Annotated in this window: 18 protein-coding genes; 11 read left to right on the forward strand and 7 right to left on the reverse strand. The window is 70.6% G+C overall.

The genetic code is table 11. The annotated features are described in order from the left end of the window. Nucleotides 1-52 precede the first annotated feature (52 nt). On the reverse strand, nucleotides 53-487 hold the full coding sequence (locus AB0M88_RS02430) for a hypothetical protein (RefSeq protein ID WP_364094194.1): 435 nt from the start codon (nucleotides 485-487) through the stop codon (nucleotides 53-55). Between the two features lie 148 nt (nucleotides 488-635). Here AB0M88_RS02430 and AB0M88_RS02435 point away from each other — a divergent pair, with 148 nt between their 5' ends. Together AB0M88_RS02435 and AB0M88_RS02440 are read left to right on the forward strand one after the other, a co-directional pair. Further along, nucleotides 636-2,456 carry a LamG-like jellyroll fold domain-containing protein gene (locus tag AB0M88_RS02435; protein WP_364094197.1) on the forward strand — a complete coding sequence of 607 codons (1,821 nt, stop codon included), beginning with the start codon at nucleotides 636-638 and terminating at the stop codon, nucleotides 2,454-2,456. A gap of 172 nt (nucleotides 2,457-2,628) precedes the next feature. Next, nucleotides 2,629-2,787 carry a hypothetical protein gene (locus AB0M88_RS02440; protein ID WP_364094199.1) on the forward strand — a complete coding sequence of 53 codons (159 nt, stop codon included), beginning with the start codon at nucleotides 2,629-2,631 and terminating at the stop codon, nucleotides 2,785-2,787. A 4-nt stretch (nucleotides 2,788-2,791) separates the two neighbouring features. Here AB0M88_RS02440 and AB0M88_RS02445 read toward each other — a convergent pair whose 3' ends face one another. After that, complete coding sequence (locus AB0M88_RS02445; protein WP_364094202.1) at nucleotides 2,792-4,366, reverse strand: serine/threonine-protein kinase; 1,575 nt, start codon at nucleotides 4,364-4,366, stop codon at nucleotides 2,792-2,794. A 94-nt stretch (nucleotides 4,367-4,460) separates the two neighbouring features. On the opposite strand from AB0M88_RS02445, the gene AB0M88_RS02450 reads away from it, so the two are divergent. Continuing rightward, a complete protein-coding gene (locus AB0M88_RS02450) occupies nucleotides 4,461-4,982 on the forward strand; it encodes an SRPBCC family protein (protein WP_364094205.1) in 522 nt (173 codons plus the stop codon). Here the strand turns inward: AB0M88_RS02450 and AB0M88_RS02455 are convergent. The 4 genes from AB0M88_RS02455 to AB0M88_RS02470 form a co-directional block, all read right to left on the reverse strand. Further along, the gene (locus AB0M88_RS02455; protein ID WP_364094207.1) at nucleotides 4,964-5,320 is read right to left on the reverse strand and encodes an SgcJ/EcaC family oxidoreductase; all 357 of its coding nucleotides are present in this window, start codon (nucleotides 5,318-5,320) and stop codon (nucleotides 4,964-4,966) included. The genes AB0M88_RS02450 and AB0M88_RS02455 overlap by 19 nt on opposite strands. A 101-nt stretch (nucleotides 5,321-5,421) precedes the next feature. Then, nucleotides 5,422-6,042 carry a maleylpyruvate isomerase family mycothiol-dependent enzyme gene (locus AB0M88_RS02460; protein WP_364094210.1) on the reverse strand — a complete coding sequence of 207 codons (621 nt, stop codon included), beginning with the start codon at nucleotides 6,040-6,042 and terminating at the stop codon, nucleotides 5,422-5,424. A gap of 178 nt (nucleotides 6,043-6,220) precedes the next feature. After that, on the reverse strand, nucleotides 6,221-8,317 hold the full coding sequence (locus AB0M88_RS02465; protein ID WP_364094213.1) for a discoidin domain-containing protein: 2,097 nt from the start codon (nucleotides 8,315-8,317) through the stop codon (nucleotides 6,221-6,223). A gap of 108 nt (nucleotides 8,318-8,425) precedes the next feature. Continuing rightward, on the reverse strand, nucleotides 8,426-9,835 hold the full coding sequence (locus tag AB0M88_RS02470; RefSeq protein ID WP_364094216.1) for a DHA2 family efflux MFS transporter permease subunit: 1,410 nt from the start codon (nucleotides 9,833-9,835) through the stop codon (nucleotides 8,426-8,428). Nucleotides 9,836-9,913: 78 nt separating this feature from the next. Here AB0M88_RS02470 and AB0M88_RS02475 point away from each other — a divergent pair, with 78 nt between their 5' ends. Both AB0M88_RS02475 and AB0M88_RS02480 read left to right on the forward strand, forming a co-directional pair. Continuing rightward, nucleotides 9,914-10,462 (forward strand): TetR/AcrR family transcriptional regulator, encoded by a 549-nt coding sequence (locus tag AB0M88_RS02475; RefSeq protein ID WP_364094219.1) that lies wholly within the window; start codon nucleotides 9,914-9,916, stop codon nucleotides 10,460-10,462. A 52-nt stretch (nucleotides 10,463-10,514) separates the two neighbouring features. After that, nucleotides 10,515-11,180 carry a hypothetical protein gene (locus AB0M88_RS02480; protein WP_364094221.1) on the forward strand — a complete coding sequence of 222 codons (666 nt, stop codon included), beginning with the start codon at nucleotides 10,515-10,517 and terminating at the stop codon, nucleotides 11,178-11,180. Nucleotides 11,181-11,202: 22 nt separating this feature from the next. Here AB0M88_RS02480 and folP read toward each other — a convergent pair whose 3' ends face one another. Then, entirely contained in the window at nucleotides 11,203-12,000 is a 798-nt protein-coding gene (gene folP, locus AB0M88_RS02485; protein ID WP_364094224.1) for a dihydropteroate synthase, read from the reverse strand. A 105-nt stretch (nucleotides 12,001-12,105) separates the two neighbouring features. On the opposite strand from folP, the gene AB0M88_RS02490 reads away from it, so the two are divergent. The 6 genes from AB0M88_RS02490 to AB0M88_RS02515 all read left to right on the forward strand — a co-directional run bounded on the left by AB0M88_RS02490 (nucleotide 12,106) and on the right by AB0M88_RS02515 (nucleotide 19,759). Continuing rightward, complete coding sequence (locus AB0M88_RS02490; RefSeq protein WP_364094227.1) at nucleotides 12,106-13,728, forward strand: ABC transporter ATP-binding protein; 1,623 nt, start codon at nucleotides 12,106-12,108, stop codon at nucleotides 13,726-13,728. 100 nt (nucleotides 13,729-13,828) lie between these two features. Continuing rightward, nucleotides 13,829-15,589, forward strand: a complete 1,761-nt coding sequence (locus tag AB0M88_RS02495; RefSeq protein WP_364094229.1) for an ABC transporter ATP-binding protein — start codon at nucleotides 13,829-13,831, stop codon at nucleotides 15,587-15,589. Nucleotides 15,590-15,702: 113 nt separating this feature from the next. Then, on the forward strand, nucleotides 15,703-16,614 hold the full coding sequence (locus AB0M88_RS02500; protein ID WP_364094232.1) for an NBR1-Ig-like domain-containing protein: 912 nt from the start codon (nucleotides 15,703-15,705) through the stop codon (nucleotides 16,612-16,614). A 165-nt stretch (nucleotides 16,615-16,779) separates the two neighbouring features. Beyond that, nucleotides 16,780-17,622 (forward strand): peptidoglycan-binding protein, encoded by an 843-nt coding sequence (locus tag AB0M88_RS02505; RefSeq protein ID WP_364094235.1) that lies wholly within the window; start codon nucleotides 16,780-16,782, stop codon nucleotides 17,620-17,622. Between the two features lie 41 nt (nucleotides 17,623-17,663). Continuing rightward, entirely contained in the window at nucleotides 17,664-18,587 is a 924-nt protein-coding gene (locus tag AB0M88_RS02510; RefSeq protein ID WP_364094237.1) for a SpoIID/LytB domain-containing protein, read from the forward strand. Between the two features lie 344 nt (nucleotides 18,588-18,931). Further along, complete coding sequence (locus tag AB0M88_RS02515; RefSeq protein ID WP_364094240.1) at nucleotides 18,932-19,759, forward strand: peptidase inhibitor family I36 protein; 828 nt, start codon at nucleotides 18,932-18,934, stop codon at nucleotides 19,757-19,759. Nucleotides 19,760-19,881: the final 122 nt, after the last annotated feature.

Consider the following 19,881-nt stretch of genomic DNA (forward strand, 5'->3'; position numbering starts at 1 on the left):
CACGCGGCCGGCGCCTCGTGCCGCCGGCGCCGAAGAGCTTGCGGGGGTGGGGTCAGTCGCAGTGTCCGTCCAGTTTTCGGCTGATCGTCGTGAAGCCTCCGTCGATGTAGGAGGACGGGTCGGGCTGTTTCGAGGCGGCGGTCAGCTCGGTCGCGATGTCGTCGGTCGCCTGCCGGAGCCCGGGGTCGGCGGTCTTCGCGCCCTCGGCCGAGATGCGGGTCGCCATGTCGGCCAGCGTCCGCTGTGTGGCCTGCCGCGCCGCCGCGGACCGGCCGCCGATCGAATCGCTCAGCTCGGCGGCGCCCGAGGTCAGGATCTGGTAGACCGTGGTGCAGACGTAGGCTGGCTGGCCGGTCGAGGCGGAGGGCACCGGGGCCTGGCTGAACGGCGCCGGCATCGACGCGGGGTCGACCTTGATCTCACAGGCGGCCAGGGCCGCCGCCGCGACCATTGCGAGGGTCAGGCCGGCGAGGCGTCGCTGCGGCATGGGGATTCTCCCTCTTCGATTTCCGTACGCCGGGAGCGTACCGAAGACAGCGAGAAGCGCACGTGGTCTGGGGTATTGGTCCGTTCAGTCGGATTTGCGATCGCGCCGGTACCGCGTCCTCGGCGCGGTCCCGGCGTTAGCCGACAATGTGCTCAACACTCGTAAAAGCGTCAAGGCGGTCGTCCGCCGGAGCCTGATCGTCGGTGTCGCCACGGTCGTGGTCGCGGCCGGTGGGGCCGCGCTCGCCGAGGTGGTTTCGCCCGACCCGGCGACCTCGCCGTCGTTCAACGGGCCGGTGTACGCGATCGCCTACCGGGGCGGCACGGTCTACGTCGGAGGCAAGTTCACCAGCGCGATCGTCAACGGCAAGAACGTGGCCCGGGCCCACCTGGCCGCGTTCGACGCCCGCAGCGGCGCGCTTCTGAACTGGAAACCGGCCGCCGACGACAACGTGCGGGCCCTCGCGGTCGACGGGAACACGGTCTACGCGGCCGGCGACTTCAACGAGATCAGCGGGCTCACGCGGGACGCGATCGCCGGCATCGACGCCGCCGACGGAACCGTGACCCCGATGCGGCACACCGTCCTCGGCCAGCCGAACGCGCTGGTCGCCGGCGCGGGACGGATCTACCTCGGCGGGCGGATCACCTCGGTCGACGGGACGCCCCGGGCCAACCTGGCCGCCTTCACGACGAGCACCGGCGCCCTCGACCCGTGGGCGCCGACCACCGACGACACAGTGAACGCGCTGGCCTACACCGCGAACCGGGTCTATGTGGGCGGAAGCTTCCACAAAACCGACGGCGTCAGGTCGACGTTGCGCCTGGCCGCGGTCGACCCGGCCACCGGCGTACTCGACAAGAGCTTCCTCCCGAAGCCGGTGTCGCAGATCTTCGGCCTGGCCACCGACCAGGCCGGCGTTTATGCCGCGCTCGGCGGCCAGGGCGGCCGTGCGGTGGCCTACACGCCGGGCGGGGCGCTGCGGTGGACCCGCGTCTTCGACGGCGACGCGCAGGCCATCGCCACCCTGGACGGCACGATCTACGTCGGCGGGCACTTCGACAAGGCGTGCACCACGACGAACAACGGCATCAAGGGCGTGTGCACCGACGGCTCGGTGTCACGGGGCAAACTCGCCGCGATCGACCAGCAGGGCAATCTGCTCGACTGGGCGCCCCAGGCCAACGGGGTGGTGGGGACGCGATACCTGAACGCCGACCCGGTCTCGCACACGGTCTCGGCGGGCGGCGACTTCACGCGCATCGACACCAGCAGCCGGAAACGGTTCGCCTCGTTCGACGTGGCCGCTCTGAGGGAGAGCTCGCCGGCGTCGTCCTACGTCGCCTCCTACAACTTCGACTCGACCATCGCCGACGGCACCTTCGACGACGGCTCGGGCCACGGCCACCTGCTGCGCGCCGTCGTCCGCAACGGCGGCAAGATCGTGATGAGCCCGCACGACGCCGGCCAGGCGCTGACCTTCCCGCCGAAGTGCACCGGAACGACGTGCCCGCGGCTCGTGCTGCAGGCGGCCGACACCCCCGACCTGAACCCGGGCTCGGGCCCGCTCGCCTACGGCGCCGGCATCCTGCTGGGCGCGGCCGAGACGACCAGCGGCGAAAACGTCCTCCAGAAGGGCTACTCGACCGGCGGCGGCCAATACAAGCTGCAGGTCGACGGCGTCTCCGGCAAGCCCAGCTGCGGCATGAGCGACCGGACGGCGACCACGCTCTATCTGGCCCGCTCCCGCGTCTCGATCGCCGACGGCAAGTGGCACTCGGTGGAGTGCCACCGAACCGGCCCGACGCTGTCGGTCTACGTCGACGACCAGATGCAGTCGAGCGTCGCCATCCCGGCCACCCTGGCCGTCGCGTCGACCCAGCCGTTCCGCCTGGGCGGCAAGGGCGCCGGCGCCAACAACGACCAGTTCCACGGCAGCCTCGACGACGTCTGGGTCCACGTCGGCTGACCAGCGGCCACTCAACCCGTCGATGGCGTCGACCCACTGCTCGACCTCCGGGCAGCGACGTGGTCGTCGAGCTGCTGTTCCGCGCCGACCACAGGGCCTGCGCGGCCGCCGCCATCCGCGGCGCGGCGGCTCGCCGGTCCTTCATCTCCGTCGCGGGCGCGCCACGGTCCGGGTGGGTGCGGCTGCCGCTGGTCGTGAGCCGCTCAACGTGCGCAACGCCCGGCTCCTCGCCGTGGGGCCCCGCCGTGGCGAGCTGAGGACCCGGGGCGCGCTCAGCTACCTGGCGGCCGGCGTGATCGTCGCCGGGATGGCCGTGCCCACACCGGGCTGACGGCTCAGCTTTCCGGCGTCGCGGCGGCCTCGCCGGTGGCGGGCGGGTCGTCACCGCCGCCGCCCCCACCGCCCCCATCGCCACCGTCACCGCCGGTGGTGGTGGGGGCCGTCGTGGGGGTGTCCTTGGTGGTCGGGGTCGTCGACGGGGTGTGGCTGGGCTTTCCGGTCGGCGTGGTGGTCTCGTCGCCGCCCCCGCCGCGGGTCGAGGTCGTCGTCGGATGGCCGGATGTGGGCTCGGTGGTGTGGTGGGAACGGTTCGTGCCGGTCTGCTGGGCGGCGCCGGCCGGGTTGGTCTTGGCGCTCGGGGCGGGGGAGGCGGGGACCGAGGAGACCGGGCGCGGGGTGTTTCTGTCGTCGTGGCCGCCCGGGCTGGCGTACGCCAGGATCGCGAGCAGGGCCAGGAGGGCGATCATGACGGCGGCCACGATCAGGAGCGTGCGGCGCCGTTTTTTCGGCGTCGCGTCGGCGAGCGGGGCCGGCATCACCGAGGTGGCCGGGCCGGCGACCGGCACGGTGGCTGAGCCGGCCGCGAAGCCGCCGGCTCCAGATGTACGCCCGTTGGCCGCACCGGCCACGAAGGCGCGCCCGTCGGGTTCGAGCGCGCCACCAACGCTTCGCCCGTCGGGTTGGAGCGCGTGACCGGCGCTTCGCCCGTCGGGGTCGAGCGCCGGATCGACGCCGAGGGCGGTGGCCGTGGCGAGCCGGGTCGCGTCGACGGCCGCGGCCAGGGCGGCCGTGCTGTCGGGTGGGCCGGCCAGCAGGCGGCGGGCGGCGTCCGCGGCGTCGGCCATCGCGGCGGCCGAGGTGAAGCGCTGGGCGGGGTCCTTGGCGAGGGCGGTGACGACCAGGACGCGTACGGGCTCGGGAATGTCGCCCGGAAGGGCGGGCGGAGGGTCTTGAAGGTGTTGCATCGCGACCGCGATGGGGTTGGTTCCCGGGAAGGGCGGGTTGCCGGTCAGGCAGTGGTAGGCGACCGCGCCGAGCGCATAGACGTCGGCCGGCGGGCCGGTGGTCTGCTTGGAGACCTGCTCGGGAGCGATGTAAAGAGCGGTGCCCACCACCTCCTTGGCCCCGGTCAGCGCCGCCGACTGGGCCGAGCGGGCCACGCCGAAGTCGACCAGCACGACCGTCCCGTCGGGCTGGACGATCAGGTTGCTCGGTTTCACGTCGCGGTGCACGATGCCGGCCTGGTGGGCGGCCTCGAGCGCACGCGCCGCCTGGGCGACGATCGACATCGTCTCGACCGGGGTGAGGCGGCCCCGGGAGGCGATCAGCTGGTTGAGGGGTTCGCCCTGCACCCGGGCCATCACGATGTACGCGTCGCCGCCGTCGGTGGTCTGGCCGTAGTCGTAGACGTCGGCGACGCCCGGGTGGTGCAGCACGGCCATCGCGCGGGCCTCGTGCTGGAACCGGTTCTGGAAGCTCGGGTCGGTGGCCCGGTCGCCCTTGAGTGTCTTGACCGCGACGTCCCGGCCGAGCACGGTGTCGGTGGCCTGCCAGACCTCGCCCATGCCGCCGGCCGCGATCCGGTCGTCGAGACGGTATCGATCGCCGAGCAACTGTCCTGGGTGGGGCATGGCTACCCCTCTACCCACGGGGCGCGTTCGGTAAAAGCCCCACCTGCCCGGCATCTCGACGCCATCGAAAATCACCTGTCGAAAGGACCTGACGATGACCGCTGACGACTGCCTCGGCCGGCTCGACCGGCGCGGCGACCAGGCCACGATGACCTTCCGCCGCCGACTGCCGTTTCCCATCGACGCCGTGTGGGCGGCCATCACCGACCGGGACCAGCGCGCGGCCTGGTTCGGCCCGACGACGATCGAGCCGCGGGCCGGCGGGCAGATCACGATGATGCCCGACGACCCGCCCGCGGCCCCGGAGTCGAAGGAGATGACCGGCCGCATCCTCACCTGGCAGCCGCCCGGCCCGTCCGGGACCGCGGTGTTCGAGCACGAGTGGCACCAGCGGATCGTCGAGGAGGGCGTGGTGCGCTACGAGCTGACCGCGGACGGCGCCGACACCGTCCTCGTCTTCACCCACCACGGCCTGAGCACCCGCAACGCCCAGGGCTTCATCCCCGGCACGCACGCCTACCTCGACCGGCTGGCCGCCCACCTGGCCGCCGAGGACATCCCGGCCTGGGGCGACCGGTACGGCCAGGTCGCCCCGGCCTACGCCGGGCAGTCGTGATAGGCCTCGACCAGCCACCTCCCGGACCGGCCGGACAGCAGCCACGTCGCGTTCGACCAGGTGCCGGCCGGCGGCTCGGTGCTGCTGCGGGTGATCACGATTGCGGTGAGGTCGTCGAGGAACCGCACGCTGCGCACCTCGTGGATGCGCCGGGTGCCCTTGAGCGGCCCGTCGAACGCCGCCGCCATCGCGGTGCGGATCGCGGCCCGGCCGATCAGGGTGAAACCGGGCAGGATCGCGGTGGCGTCGGCGGCGTAGTTATCGACGAACACGTCCGCGTGCCCGGCGGCCCACGCCTCCGACGCGGAATCGATCACCGCGCGCACTGCGTCGTTCATGGTTGTTCCCTTCCGTCAGCCGAGTCGGTCACGAATACCGACCCGGCGGGCGCCCGGAAGGAATCGGCGCCGTCGGCCTCGATCAACGCGGTGAACGCTTGTCACGACTGACCGGTGAAGCGGGCCGCGGGCGCCCCCGAGAGCAGGTCGGCCGGCAGCCGCCGGCCGCAGATCACCAGCAGGAGGTCCTGGGCGGTGCCGCGCAGCGGTGCGCCGGTGCCGTACTCCCAGTCCAGGTCGGTGGCCTCCAGGCGTACGCCGGACAGGTCGACCCCGAAGAAGCTGACGTTGCGGGAGCGCATGTGGGACAGCACCAGCCCGACGCGGGAGGCCGGCGGCCGCCGGGGCAGGCCCAGGGCGACCGAGATGTCCAGGCCGTGGATCACGTCGTGGGAGAGCGCGCCGACCGGGCCGCCGCCGGGCGGGTTCCACGGGTGTTCGGCATTGACGCGCATGGATTCGGTCAGTTCGGCGGGGGACATCCGGGCGGCGTCGCGGCGGGCCACGCGGTCGGCCATCGCGTCGAAGCGGAAACGGGAGCGGGCCAGGGAGAGGAGGAACCGCGGGGCGGACATGCGGAACGGCATGGTCATGTGGGCGACCACCTCGCTGACCCGCCAGCCTTCGCAGAGCGTGGGCGCGGTCCACTGCGACGGTTCCAGTGCGGCGAGCATGGCGGCCAGTTCGGTTCGTTCGGCGACGGATTCGGACCGGATGTTCATCGAGCACCTCTCGAGAGAAAAGCAGATCGAGAGGGATACGTCGGGGCGGGGCGAAACTCATCGGAGGATGCCCCGGCGGCCGGTGAGGACGGGGATGAATGGCCGGCCGCCGGGGCGGGCGTGCGCCGGGTCGGAGGCCCCGGTGGGCACGCTGGTCGCGTTTCTCGCGGTTTCTGGGTCAGTTCCCGTACGCCTCGAGCGCCGAAAGCTGCCCGGCGGGCCAACTGGAATTGGCGGTGAAAGTGGCCCGCACGTAACGGACGGAAGCCGCGGTGAAGGAGACCGTCACCGCGTTGCCGCTCGCCGGGTCGAAGGAGCGGGCGGCCGCGGCCGAAAGCGAGCGGAAGGTCGAACCGTCTGTGCTTCCCGAAACGGCAATGGTCTGACTCCGTGCGCCCCACCCCGCCGGCAGGCGCAGCACGACCCGGCCGACCGGCACCGTTGAGCCGAGGTCGGCCTGCACCCACTGGGGGAAGGCGTTGTTCGCGCTTTCCCAGTAACTGCCGGCGTCGCCGTCGACCACGTTCGCCGAGCCGTACGTCTGGGTGTGGCTGCTCTCCGACGTCGGCCGGCCGCGGGCCAGGTCGCCCGCGGGAGGCGGTGGGGCGGTGCCCGCCGCGTACGCCTCGATCTGGGCGAGCTGGGCCGCCGGCCAGCCGGTGTTGCCGGCGAAGCTCAGCCGCAGATAGCGGGCCGCGCCGCCGGGGAGGGTGACCGTGACGCTGTTGCCCGACCCGGGATCGAAGGTGTAGCCGGCGGAGCCGGCGAGCGTCGCGAACGACGAACCGTCGGTGCTTCCGCTGACCGTAATGGTCTGGGTGCGTGCGCCCCAGCCGGACGGGAGCCGCAGCACCAGGCGGCTGACGGTCAGCGAAGACCCCAGGTCGACCTGAATCCATTGCGGCAGGGAACCGCTGCTCTCCCAATACGTGGCGGTATTTCCGTCGACCGCGTTGGCGGCGGCGTATTGACCGTTGGCACTGCTCGCACTCACCGGGCGCCCGGCCGCGAGGTCGCCGCTCGTCGGGGGCGGGGGAGTGGTGCCGGCCACCGGCGGGGTGGGGCGGGTGGCGGTCAGGGCGATCTGACCCTTGAGCATTTTGCCGCCGTCGGTGGTGATCCGCAGGTAGTAGTCGGACGAGCAGGCCGTTCCGTCCTCGTCGAGCGCGCGAATGCCGCTGCTGGCCGGCACAAAGGCGGCGCTCTCGGCCGTTTTCGCGATCTGGTTGCCCTCGTTGAATTCGTCGAACATCGACACATAGAGCCCCTGCGACCCGAGCCGGATCATGTTGTAGAGGCTGCGCCAGTAGAAGTCGCCGTGATGACGGGCCCCGGACGACAGATCGCCCGGCAGAACGCAGGGCTGGTAGTCGATGCCGTGGGCGGCGCAGTCGGCGTAGTCGGGCGTGTTGACGTTCGTATAGAACTGGTCGAGCCCGTCCAGGGTGCCGGTGCGCCCGACCATCCACGGCGAGATCATGTTGAACGCGTGATAGACGTCGGAGAATCCGGCCCGCGAGTCGTTGATGCCCTCGCGCCAATAGGTCGGGACGCCGCCGATCACGTAGACGCCCTGACCCTTGAACCAGTTGACGACGTCGAGGCAGACGGCCGGGGTGAACGGGCGCCCGTCGTCGTTGAAGCCGAAGCCCCAGATGCAGACCACCGGCTTGCCGTTCTGCCTGGCGTAGGACGAGCTGGCCGTGTGGGCCTTCATCTTGTTCGTCCAGTCGTCCTTGATCTGCTGCTGCATCGACGTCCAGCCGGTGACGTCATACATGATGTAGAACTTGCGGCCGTGCGCCTCGGCCGCCGCCCGCACCTTGACCGCCATCGCGTCGCGGGTCGGGCCCTCGTCGCCGACCGGGTTGAACCGCTGCAGCGCGGCGGTGTCGATGCCGTAGGTCTGCATCCACTGGAAGTGCGTGTCGACGGTCTGCGCGTCGTAGGAGGAGAAGAGCGACGCGGGTGACCCGTTGCCGAGGTTCGGGTAGGCCGTCGGGTAGGTGTGGGCGAACTCGCGCACGTCGGGCCAGGAAACGATCGTGGTGTTGCTCGGCGACGGCGGCTGGGAGCGGTCGCGGCTCCAGTGCCACCATCCGCCGATCGGGGCGCCGTCGCCCGGGCAGGCGAACCAGCCCTGGTAACCGACGCTGATCTTTCCGACGACGTCGCCCGGGCCGGAGGCGGCCCGGGCGGGGGATGCGTCGATCAGAAAGGACGCCGCGGTTCCGGCGGCCACGGTGGAGAGAAAGGTGCGTCGACTGACGGCCATCGGGGACTCCTGCCGATCCGGTTAGGGGGAGAACGGATCGACGGTCATCGTGACAGTCCGCGTCACAGAAACGCAATAGTTGAACTCAGCGATGCAACAATCTGGACTTCAGGCCGAAATTCGCCGACCGGGGAGGAAGATCGCGACAACCGCGCCGGACGCGACCACGGCCGCGCCGACCAGCACCGCCGGGCGGAGTCCGTCGACGAAGGACTGGTGGGTGGCGAAGCTGCCGTAGGTGGAGAAGATCGACGCGAGCGCGGCGACGCCGGCCGCCACCCCGAGTTCGCGGATCGTGTTGCTGGTGCCCGAGGCGACACCCCGCTCCTCGGCGCTGACGCTGGCCAGGGCCAGCGTGCTGATCGGCGAGAAGGTCAGGCCCATCCCGACGCCGGCCATCACGAACGCGCCGATCAACCGCGGGTAGGCCAGGTCGGCCTGGGTGACCAGGCCCATCCAGAGGATCGCGCCGGCGAGCAGCACCTGACCGGCCACGATCAGGTTGCGGCTGCCGATCCGGTCGCCGAAGATGCCGGCCAGCGGCGCCACGATCATCGGGGCGGCGGTCCAGGGCAGGGTGCGCAGGCCGGATTCGAGCGGGGTCGTCGTCTGCACCACCTGGAAGAACTGGGAGAGCAGGAAGACCGCGCCGAACGTGCCGGCCGAGAAGGTCAGCTGCACGACGTTGACCAGGCTGAAACCGCGCGAGCGGAACAGCGTCAGCGGCAGCATCGGGCTCCGGTTGCGCCGCTGCCAGAGCAGGAAGGCCAGCATCAGGGCGCCGCCGCCGATCAGCATCGAGAGGATGCGGGCCGAGCTCCAGCCCCGGTCCGGGCCGTCGACGACGCCCCAGATGATCAGCAGCACGCCGGCCGCCGAGAGCACCAGGCCGAGCGGGTCGAGCCGCTTCGCGCCGCCCCGGGACTCGCCGAGCACGGTCGCGGCGAGGATGACCGCGACCACGCCGACCGGCACGTTCAGGAAGAAGATCCAGTGCCAGTCGAGGCCGGTGACGACTGCGCCGCCGACCACCGGGCCGACCGCGACGCCGAGCCCGCTGATGCCGCCCCAGATGCCGACCGCGGCCGTCCGGCGATTCTCCGGCACCGCCTGCGCGAGCAGGGTCAGGGCCAGCGGCATGACCGCGGCCCCGCCCAGGCCCTGAATCGCCCGGGCCGCGGTGAGCTGCCACGACTCGGTGGCCAGCCCGGCCGCGGCCGAGGCGAGCGTGAAGACGACCAGGCCGGCCAGGAACATCCGGCGGCGGCCGATGCGGTCGCCGATCGCCGCCGCGGTGAGCAGGAAGGCGGCGAACGGCAGCGTGTACGCGTTGACGAACCACTGGAGGCTCTCCAGCGACGCGTTCAGGTCGGTGCGGATCACCGGCAGCGCGGTGCTCACGACCAGGTTGTCGAGCGTGACCATGAAGGTCGGGATGCCGATGGCGAGCAGGATCAGCGCCATCGACCGGGTCTTCGCTGTTTTCTCCGCGGGTGGCGCGAGAGTAGCGGCGGTCATGAGAGTTCTCCCCGAAAGTTGTTATCGACTGATAACTAACGAGGACGAGCGTAGTTATCGACTGATAACCTGTCAACCATGCCCCGGACACGTCTCACCGCCGCCGAACGCTCGGACCAGCTCATCGACGCCGCCATCACGGCGTTCAGCCTGGGCGGATACGCCGGCACCACGACCGATCAGGTGGCTCGCCTGGCCGGGGTGAGCCAGCCGTACGTGATCCGGATCTTCCGCACCAAGCAGGAGCTGTTCATCGCGGCCGTGGGCCGGGCCTGCGACCGGATCGAGGAGATCTGGCGCGCCGTCCCCGACCCCTCGCTGCACACGCTCGGCCACGCGTACAACGAACTGCTCGCGAACCGCGAGATGGTCACCCTGCTGTTGCACGGCTTCACCGCGAGCGCCGATCCGGCGATCGGCGAGCCGGTCCGGGAGGGCTTCGGACGGCTCTACGACACTGTCCGGGAGCTGACCGGGTGCACGGCCGAGGAGGCCCGCGACTTCTTCGGGATCGGCATGCTCCTGACCTGCCTCGGTGCCATGCGCGTGGTCGGTCCGGAAGCCGTCGAGCCACGGCCCTGGATGAGTGACCTGATCTCCACCCTGGGCGACGGGGAAAGTGCGTAGGCGGGGTACTGTACGGCCCCTGAGCTTGGGGGATGAGGAGAAACACGGCGGCATGAGCGGCATGATCGGCTTCACGGACAACTATCAGGACCGGTCCACGCGCGAGGGATACCAGTTCGAGTTCTTCTGCGAGCGCTGCGGCAACGGCTACACCTCGTCGTTCAAGCATTCGGTCACCGGGTTCGGCGGCCGCCTGCTGCAGATGGGTGGCGACCTGCTCGGGGGCGACATCGGCCGCAAGGCGTCCGAGCTCGGCTGGGACGCGCAGTGGATGCGCGACGGCAACCGCGGCAAGACCTGGGACAAGGCACTGGCCGCCGCGGTCGACGAGATGCGCCCGCACTTCGACCAGTGCCACCGCTGCGGCGAGTGGGTGTGCGGCCAGGTGTGCTGGAACGGCGAGCGCGGGGTCTGCGTCAACTGCGCGCCCAAGCTCGACCAGGAGATCGCCGGCATGCAGGCCCGGGCCCAGGTCGACCAGTTGCGCGGCAAGATCGAGCAGGTCGACTGGACGCAGGGTGTCACCTACGGCCAGCCGGTCACCGCCCGCTGCCCGTCGTGCGACAACGACAGCGGCGGCGGCGGCGGCAAATACTGCCAGCACTGCGGCACGCCGCTGGCGGCGGCGCCCGAGGCGTCGAAGTTCTGCGGTCAGTGCGGCACCAAGGTCAACGCCGGCCAGATGTTCTGCACCGGCTGCGGCAGCTCGACGGCCTAGCTGTTCGTCCTAGATGTTCGTCCTAGACGTTGTGGCGGGCATAGACCGGCTCCCGCCAGCCCATGATCGCCTCGGTCATCCGCACCGCGTCCACGGTCGCCCGCACGTCGTGCACCCGCACGATGCGGGCGCCGTGCAGGACGCTGTAGACGACGCTGGCCAGCGTGCCGGCCAGCCGCTCCGGCGGGGGTGCGTCGAGGGTCTCGCCGATGAAGTCCTTGTTGCTCACCGCGACCAGCAGCGGATAGCCGATCGCGGCGATCTCGTCGAGCCGGCGGGTCAGTTCCAGCGAGTGATAGGTGTTCTTGTTCAGGTCGTGACCCGGATCGATGATGATCTGCTCGGGTTTGACGCCGCGGTCGAGCGCCTTTTTAATCCCGCCTTTCAGGAATAGCCGCACTTCGGTCGTTACATCGCTATATTTCGGACTAGGCCACAGGGTCCGGGGCGCGGCCAGGCTGTGGGTGATCACCAATTGGGCGTCGGTTCCGGCGACCGCATCGGCCATCGCGAGATCGCGCAAACCGGACGTGTCGTTGATGACGCCGGCCCCGGCCGCGATCACCGCGCGGGCCACTTCGGGCCGGAACGTATCGACCGAGACCACAGCGAGATCGCGCGCCGCCTCGACTACCGGCAGCACACGGTCGATCTCCTCGGCCGCGCTCACCTCGGGTCCGGGGGCGAACGGGACCCCTCCGACGTCGATCCAGTCGGCTCCCGCCCCGGCCGCGGCCCGGACCGCCTCGATCGCCGACTCCAGGGCGAATGTTCGGCCTTTGTCATGGAATGAGTCCGGAGTTCGATTGACGATCGCCATCACGGCAACACGTCGCGTAAGATCGAATTTACGCCCAGCGATGACTCGCGTACTCTTTGCTTCGCCCACGGTCGGGAGAGTAACAAACTGATCTAGGGGGGCTGTTTGACTCGCGGACCAGTGCGCTACCTGCTCTGGCTGGCCCGCTGCCAGTGGCCTCGCGTCGCGGCCGGTGGCCTTCTCGGCAGCGCATCGACACTCAGCCTCGTCCTCGCGCCCCCGGTGATCGGCCAGGCCATCGATCACGGCCTGCGCGACAACCACTACGGCATCCTCGCCGCCTGGTCCGCCGTCCTGCTCGCGCTGACGTCCGTCGGCGCGTTCCTCGGCATGGCCCGGCACCGCACGATGACCAAGATCAGGATGGATGCGGGCTACCGCACCATCCGGGTCGTCCTCGGCCACGCGATCGACCTCGGCGCGGCGCTCCCGCGCCGGCTCACCGCCGGCGAGGTGGTCACGATCGGCGTCGGCGACGTCTGGATCATCGCGCGGGGGCTCACCGTCACCGGGCCCGGCGTCGGCGCCGTTGTCGGGTACGCCGTGGTGGCCGTCCTGCTGCTGCGCGTCTCCCCGCTGCTCGCGGTGACCGTGCTCGCCGGTGTACCGGTCGTGGGCCTGGCCATCGGCCCGCTGCTCGGCTCGCTGCACCGGGCCGGCGCCCGCTACCGCACCCGGGCCGGTCAGCTCGCGGCCCGCCTGCTCGACATCGTCGGCGGCCTGCGCCTGCTCAACGGGCTCGGCGGCAAGGAGGCCCAGCTGGCCCGCTACCGAGCCGGCTCCACCGGCCTGCTCGGCGAGGGCTACCGCGTGGCCTCAGCCGCCAGCTGGATCGAAGCCCTGGCCACCGGTCTGCCCGCGCTGTTCCTGGCCCTGGTCACGTGGCTCGGCGCCCACCTGGCCGCCCGCGGCGACATCACGATCGGCGAACTCGCGGCGGTCTACGGCTACGCGGCGATCCTGGTCGTGCCGGTCGAGATCTTCATCTCGTCGGGCCAGCAGATCATCCAGGCCGTGGTGGCCGCCCGGCGGGTCACCGCACTGCTCAACGTGGAGCCCGAACCGGTCGCCGGCCTCACCCCGCCGCCCGGCGGCCCGGCCAAGCTCTACGACCCGTTCTCCGGTGTCACCGTCGAACCGGGGCTTCTCACCGTGCTCGCCGGCTCCGGTGCCGCGCCGATCGTCGACCGGCTCGGACGGTACGGGGAGACCGGCGCGACCTGGGGCGGCATCCGCCTCGACGAGATCGAGCGGGGTGAGGTGCGCGAACGCATCCTGGTCGCCGACGACGACGCGCACCTGTTCGCCGGCACACTGGCCGAAGTGGTCGCCGGTCGCGGGGCGGTCGACGTGGACCGGGTCGAGGCGGCACTCAACATCGCGGTCGCCAACGACATCAACGGGCGGATCGAACCCGACGGGCGCAATCTCTCCGGGGGGCAACGTCAGCGCGTACGGCTGGCGCGTGCGCTCTATCGAGAGCCGGAGATGCTCCTGGCCGTCGAACCGACCTCGGCCGTCGATGCCCACACCGAAGCCGCCATCGCCGAACGGCTCAGCAAGGCCCGCCGGGGCCGCGGCACGCTGATCGTGACCACCTCGCCGGCCCTGCTCGACCAGGCCGACGTCGTGCACTTCCTGCGCGACGGCCGCGTCGTCGCCACCGGCACCCACCGGTCGCTGCTGGCCGAGGTGCCGGACTACCGAGCAATGGTTTCCCGAGGATGACCAGCCGCACCGCGCGGCACCCGGCCGCATCTCCCGGAGGCCCCGTGCTTTCCGCAGGTGCCGTGCTTCCCGCTGGCGCTGTGCTTTCTGGAGGCGCCGCATGACCGCGCTCCCGATCGCGGGCCGCGCCGAGGTCCGCCGCGCCGCGGTCCGGCTGCTCGCCGCCGACCGCCGCGCCGTCGCCACCGTGATCGCGCTCAACGTGCTCGCCACCCTGGCCGGCCTCGCCGCGCCCTGGCTGCTCGGCCGCATCGTCGACGGCATCGGCCACGGCGACGCCCCGATCGACCACTACGCCGTCGCCATCCTCGCCTGCACCGCCGCCCAGATCCTGCTGGCCCGCTATGCCCTGCTCACCGGGCACCGCTTCGGCGAGCGGACGGCCGCGCGCATCCGCGAGACCTTCGTCGAACGCACCCTCGCCCTGCCCGCCTCGGTCGCCGAACGCGTGCCGGCCGGCGACCTCGGCGCCCGCGGCACCGGCGACATCGGCACGGTCGCCGAGACCGTCGCCGAAGCGGTACCGACGGTCTTCATCGCGATCCTCCAGGTGCTGTTCCTGGCCGTCGCGGTCATCGTGGTCTCACCACTGGCCGGCGGCATCGGCGTCGCCACGCTCTCCCTGATCTACTTCGTGCTGCGCTGGTATCTGGCCCGGGCCCGCGACGGCTACCTGGCCGAGGGCGCGGCCAACTCGGTCGTCGCCGAGGAACTGGGCGCGACGGTCAGCGGCGCCCGCACCATCGAGGCGCTCGGCCTGCAGGCCCGGCGGCTCGCTTCCGGCGAGGCGGCGGTCGACCACAGCCGCAAAACCCGGCTGTGGACCCTCTTTCTGCGCAACGTGCTCTTTCCGGTGGCCGAGATCGCGTACGGCGTACCGGTCGTCGTCGCGCTCTTCGTCGGCGGCATCCTGCACCTGCGGGGGCTGCTGTCGCTCGGCTCGGTGGTGGCCGCCGTCTTCTATCTGCGCCAGATCGCCGGCCCGCTCGACTCGATCATGATCTGGGTGGAGCAGCTCCAGAGCAGCGGCGCGTCGTTCGCGCGGGTCGAGGGGCTGGCGGCGGTGCCACGGCCGCGGGCGGCCGACCCGGGCGAGCCGTCCGGCGACAGCATCGTGGTTCGGGACGTCCACTACGCGTACGCCGGAGGCCCGGACGTGCTTCGCGGCGTCTCCCTGTCGGTCCGGCCCGGCGAGCGCCTGGCGATCGTCGGGCTGTCGGGGGCCGGGAAGTCCACATTGGGCCGCCTGCTCGCCGGGGTCGACCGCCCCGGCAGCGGTTCGGTGACCGTCGGCGGGGTCCCGGTGGCCGACCTGCCGCCCGACCGGCTCCGCCGCCAGGTCGTGCTGGTGACCCAGGAACACCACGTGTTCCGGGACTCGCTGCGGGCCAACCTGATGAGCCCCCGCCCGGACGCCGCCCTGCAACAGGCCCTGGCGACGGTCGGCGCGACCTGGGCCACCGACCTCGACCGCGACCTGGGCGCCCACCCCGTCAACGGCGCCGAAGCCCAGCAACTGGCCCTGGCCCGCGTCATGCTGGCCGACCCGCACACGGTCATCCTCGACGAGGCGACGGCCCTGCTCGACCCGACAACCGCCCGCACCGCCGAACGGGCCCTGGCGGCGGTCCTCCACTCCCGCACCGTGATCGCCATCGCCCACCGCCTGCAGACCGCCCACGACGCCGACCGGGTCGCGGTGATGGACGAGGGCCGCATCGTCGAACTGGGCACCCACGACGAGCTGGTCGCGGCCGGCGGCACCTACGCCGCCCTCTGGCACACCTGGCACAGCCTCCCCGGCAGCGCGACCGACTTCCGCGAGGGCACCACCAGCCGGGCCGATCACGACGGTCGGTAGGCCTCCGGGCCATCGATGTCACGGCCATCACATTGATACCCGTCCCGTCGCTTTCGGTACGCTCTTACGCGGCCTGACAAGTCCTGACTGCGGTGTCTGACATGGGGGACCGGATGGAAGACCAGCGTGCGGCCGCCGAGCCGCCGCAAGACGGCATGGTCGCCCAAGAGTTCGCCGGGCAGTTGCGGACATTACGGACTGCCGCGGGCAATCCGTCATTCCGGAAGATGGCCGGCCGATCGGGCCGGATCTCCCACACGACGCTGCACGAGGCCGCCGCCGGGACGAGGTTTCCCTCGTGGGAGACCACCCGCGAGTTCGTCCGCGTCTGCGAAGCCGACGAGGCGCAGTGGCGGTGCCGATGGGAGGACGCTCAACGGTCGGTGACGGTCCACGTCGTGCCGGACGACAGCCGGACGGCGGCCGTCGCCGATTCCGCGGCCGATTCCCCGATGCCAGCCACTGTAGACACCAGGCCGACCGACGTCGTGGCCCCCGTGGACGAGGGCCCGCGTGCGCGACGGCACCGGTTGCCGTGGCTCGCCGTCGCGGCGGGATTGGTGGCGCTGGTCGCGGTCGTGGGCATCGTCGTCCACAGCCGGTCATCCGTGGACGGTTCCCCCGTGGTGGCGCCCTCGCCGTCCTCGACACCGTTCTCGGACTCGCTGATTCCGGGCGACTCGAGCAAGTTCATCGCCGACGTCACCATCCCCGACGGCATGCGGGTCAAGGTGAAGACCCACTTCGTCAAGGTGTGGGCGATCGCGAACGTGGGCACGGTCGACTGGCACGACCGCTTCCTGGCCCGGATGAACCCCACCGCTGACAAGGACGGTTGCCAGGTGCCGGATCGGGTGGCCATCGGGGACACCCCGCCCGGCCAGCAAGTGATGATCAGTGTTGCGGTCACCGCGCCGAGCCGTCCCGCGGAGTGCTGGGTCAGCTGGAAGATGGTCGACGAGGCCGGCGACGCCTACTTCCCCAGCCGCCGGCCGGTGTACTTCATGGTCAACGTCGTCGCCTGAAACGCTCGATGTCAGTACCGGGTGTGCCACCCAAGCTGACAACACCGCGTTTATGCAGGTCGATGATGTCTGACAGATCTGACAGATCAACGGGGGTACCGAACAGCAGGCGCCTCCTCGCAAAGTGATGTCTCCACATGAGACCCACCGACGAGGAGATACGACATGCGCCGTCCCTGGTTAGCCGTCGGGCTCGCCGCACTCTGCGTGGCCGTCGGCGCCCCGGCCCCCGCGCGGGCCGCGCCATCCGTCACCGCGGCCGCGCTACCCCTGGTGAACATGGAGGCCACGGTCCTGGCCGCCCAGATCGACCCCCGCCGCGCCGACAACACACTGACCCCGGGCGCGAAGAGTTCCGTGCTCGCCGTCGAGCAGGCGCTCCAGGCCAAGAACCTGCTGAGCGCGGAATGGGTCGACGGCTACTTCGGCACCGTGACCATCGCGGCGTACGCGGCCTACCAGCGCTCGCTCGGCTACACCGGCCTGGCCGCGAACGGGCTGCCCGGCACGACGTCGCTGACGAAGCTCGGGCTGAACCGGTACACGGTCAGCAACCCGATCGGTCCGGGCGCGAAGGTCCAGCGGGACGGGTACGTCGTCGACGCGCGTACCCAGGCGATGCTGGCCGAGGCTCAGCGTCTGCTCGGTTACCGCCTGGTGCTCGCGCAGGGCTCGTACAACCCGGGGGGCGACCCGACCTCGGCCGGCACGCACGACGGCGGCGGCGTGGTGGACATCTCGGTCACCGGCATGACCGCGGCCCAGCGCACCGCGGTCGCCCGGGCGCTGCGCCAGGTCGGTTTCGCCGCCTGGATCCGCAACCCGAGTCAGGCCGACTGGCCGTGGCACATCCACGCCGTGGCCATCAACGACACGGACCTCTCCAGCGAGGCGCAGCACCAGATCGGCGACTACTACCTCGGCATGAACGGCCTCGCCAACCGCGGCCCGGACGACGGTCCCCGGATCCCGATCGTGACCTGGGAGCAGTACCAGCGCGGGCAGTGACCCGCACTCGGCCCGATCACCCATCACCCCGAGAGGACAACGTGAACTTCCGCAAGAGCCTCGCCGTCGTCGGCGCCGCGCTCGCCACGACCACCTTCCTCCTGAGCGCCGCCTTGCCGGCGTCGGCGGCGTCCCGCGACGGCGTCTGCGACAGCGGCGAATTCTGCTACTACTTCAACAGCAACGAGGCCGGCTCGGTCTCCGACTTCACCGACTCCCTCGACGACTACGGCACCACCCAGCCGACGTGCTACGAGTTCCGAGGCGCGGGCAACGGCGAGGGCGTGTGCGTCAAGAACAACGCCGCGTCGGTGTGGAACCGGACCGGCCAGACCGTGCGGGTCTACTTCAACAGCAACTTCGGCGGTGCGAGCCAGGACTTCGCGCCCGGAGCGAAGGGCAACCTGAACGCCACGCTGAAGAACAACAACGCCTCGCACCAGCTGCTGAGCACGAGCACGGGCTGCAGCACCGACGGCACCAACAGCAAGCTGCCAACCACCATCCTGGTCTACCGGGTGAGCCTCGGGCGGGTCGACCGGGTCGACTTCAAGACGTACGTCAAGAACGTCATCCCCAACGAGTGGGTGTCGAGCTGGCCGAACGCCTCGCTGCAGGCCGGCGCGGTAGCGGTCAAGAGCTACGGCTGGTACTGGGCGCTGCACTCGACCCGCAAGACCTCGGGCGGACTGTGCTACGACGTCCGGGACGACACCGCCGACCAGGTCTACCGGCCGTCGTCGGCGCAGGCGTCGACGTCCTCCGCGGTGGACAGCACCTGGGCGGTCCGGATGACCCGCAGCGGCAACGTCCTCCAGGCGCACTACTGCTCGACCGCGACCGCCTGCGGTGGCTGGGTGGACGGGGACTGGCTGTCGCAGTACGGCTCGCGTGATCTCGCGAATTCGGGTCAGAACTACCAGACGATTCTGCGCCACTACTACAGCGACGTGTCCCTTTCCTGACGTCGACACTCCCGCCTATGCCGTGTCGGCGCCGAGTTGCTCGAGCACCGTTCAGATCGGCTCCACCGCCACGCTGACCGTCGGAGGGCAGACATTCGCCTCGGTCAAGCAGTTTAAGGGGTGCGCCAAGAACTGGAGCTATGTCTATGTATGGGCGGGCTACCGCAGTGCACACCGGTCGTGGAGTGACTGTGCGGCGGTGTCCGTCACGAACGCCTCCGGCACCGAGGGACCCGGAATGTACGGCGACGATCCGCTCGGACCGATCGTCGGCTGGGTGTCCACCAGCGTCCGGTGCTGAGAACCGAATTCCCTCCGATCAACACAGAAAGCGAGTAATGACAATGCTCAAACGAATCGTCACCGCTGCCGCGATGGCCCTGGCATTTGCCGCGCCGGTCATAGCCGTCGCCTCACCCGCGAACGCCGCTTCCCGTGACGGCGTCTGCGACAGCGGCGAATTCTGCTACTACTACAACAGCGACGAAGCCGGCTCCGTCTCCGATTTCACCACCTCGGTCGGCGACTACGGCACCACCGAACCTTCCTGCTACGACTTCAAAGGCGCCGGCAACGGCAAAGGCATCTGCATCAAGAACAACGCCGCCTCGGTCTGGAACCGTTCCAGCCAAACCGTACGGGTGTACTACAACAGCGACTACGCCGGCAGTTCCCAGGACTTCGCCGCGGGCGCCAAGGGAAACCTCAACGCGACGCTGAAGAACAACAACGCCTCGCACCAGTTCCTCAGCGCGGGCACCGCCTGCTCGACTTCCGGCCTCGGCGACCCGAACACCTGCGCGCAGGCGGTGTCATGGGCCAAGGCGCACGAGACCACCACGTACCACGCCGACTACGCCGACCGGTGCGACCACGTGGTCGGCCTGGCGTACGGGTGGAGCGCATCCGGCTCGACCACGGCGTACAACCACTGGCTCGCGGTGCCGTCGGCGTACAAGCACGCGGGAAGCCGCACCGTCCCGGCCGGCGGCCTGGCGTTCTTCAGCGGCGGCGCGGGCCACGTGATGATCTCCATCGGCGGTGGCCAGTTCGTCTCCAACGACATCGGTGGCAGCGGCACGCTGACCGTCACCACGATCGCCACGATCGAAAGCCGCTGGGGAAAGCCGTACCTCGGCTGGACCCAGCCGTGGTTCCAGGCGAACCACTGATCTAACCGGCAAAGGGATTACGGCGCGGCCCACATACAATGGCGCGCGTTACCATACATACGTGAGTAAATAACCACAAGAACAATAGCCGGTGCACTTAAAAACCAAGTGTGAAGAAATCC

The sequence above is a fragment of the Actinoplanes sp. NPDC051411 genome (assembly GCF_040682075.1).
In the GTDB taxonomy this organism is placed as follows: Bacteria; Actinomycetota; Actinomycetes; order Mycobacteriales; family Micromonosporaceae; genus Actinoplanes.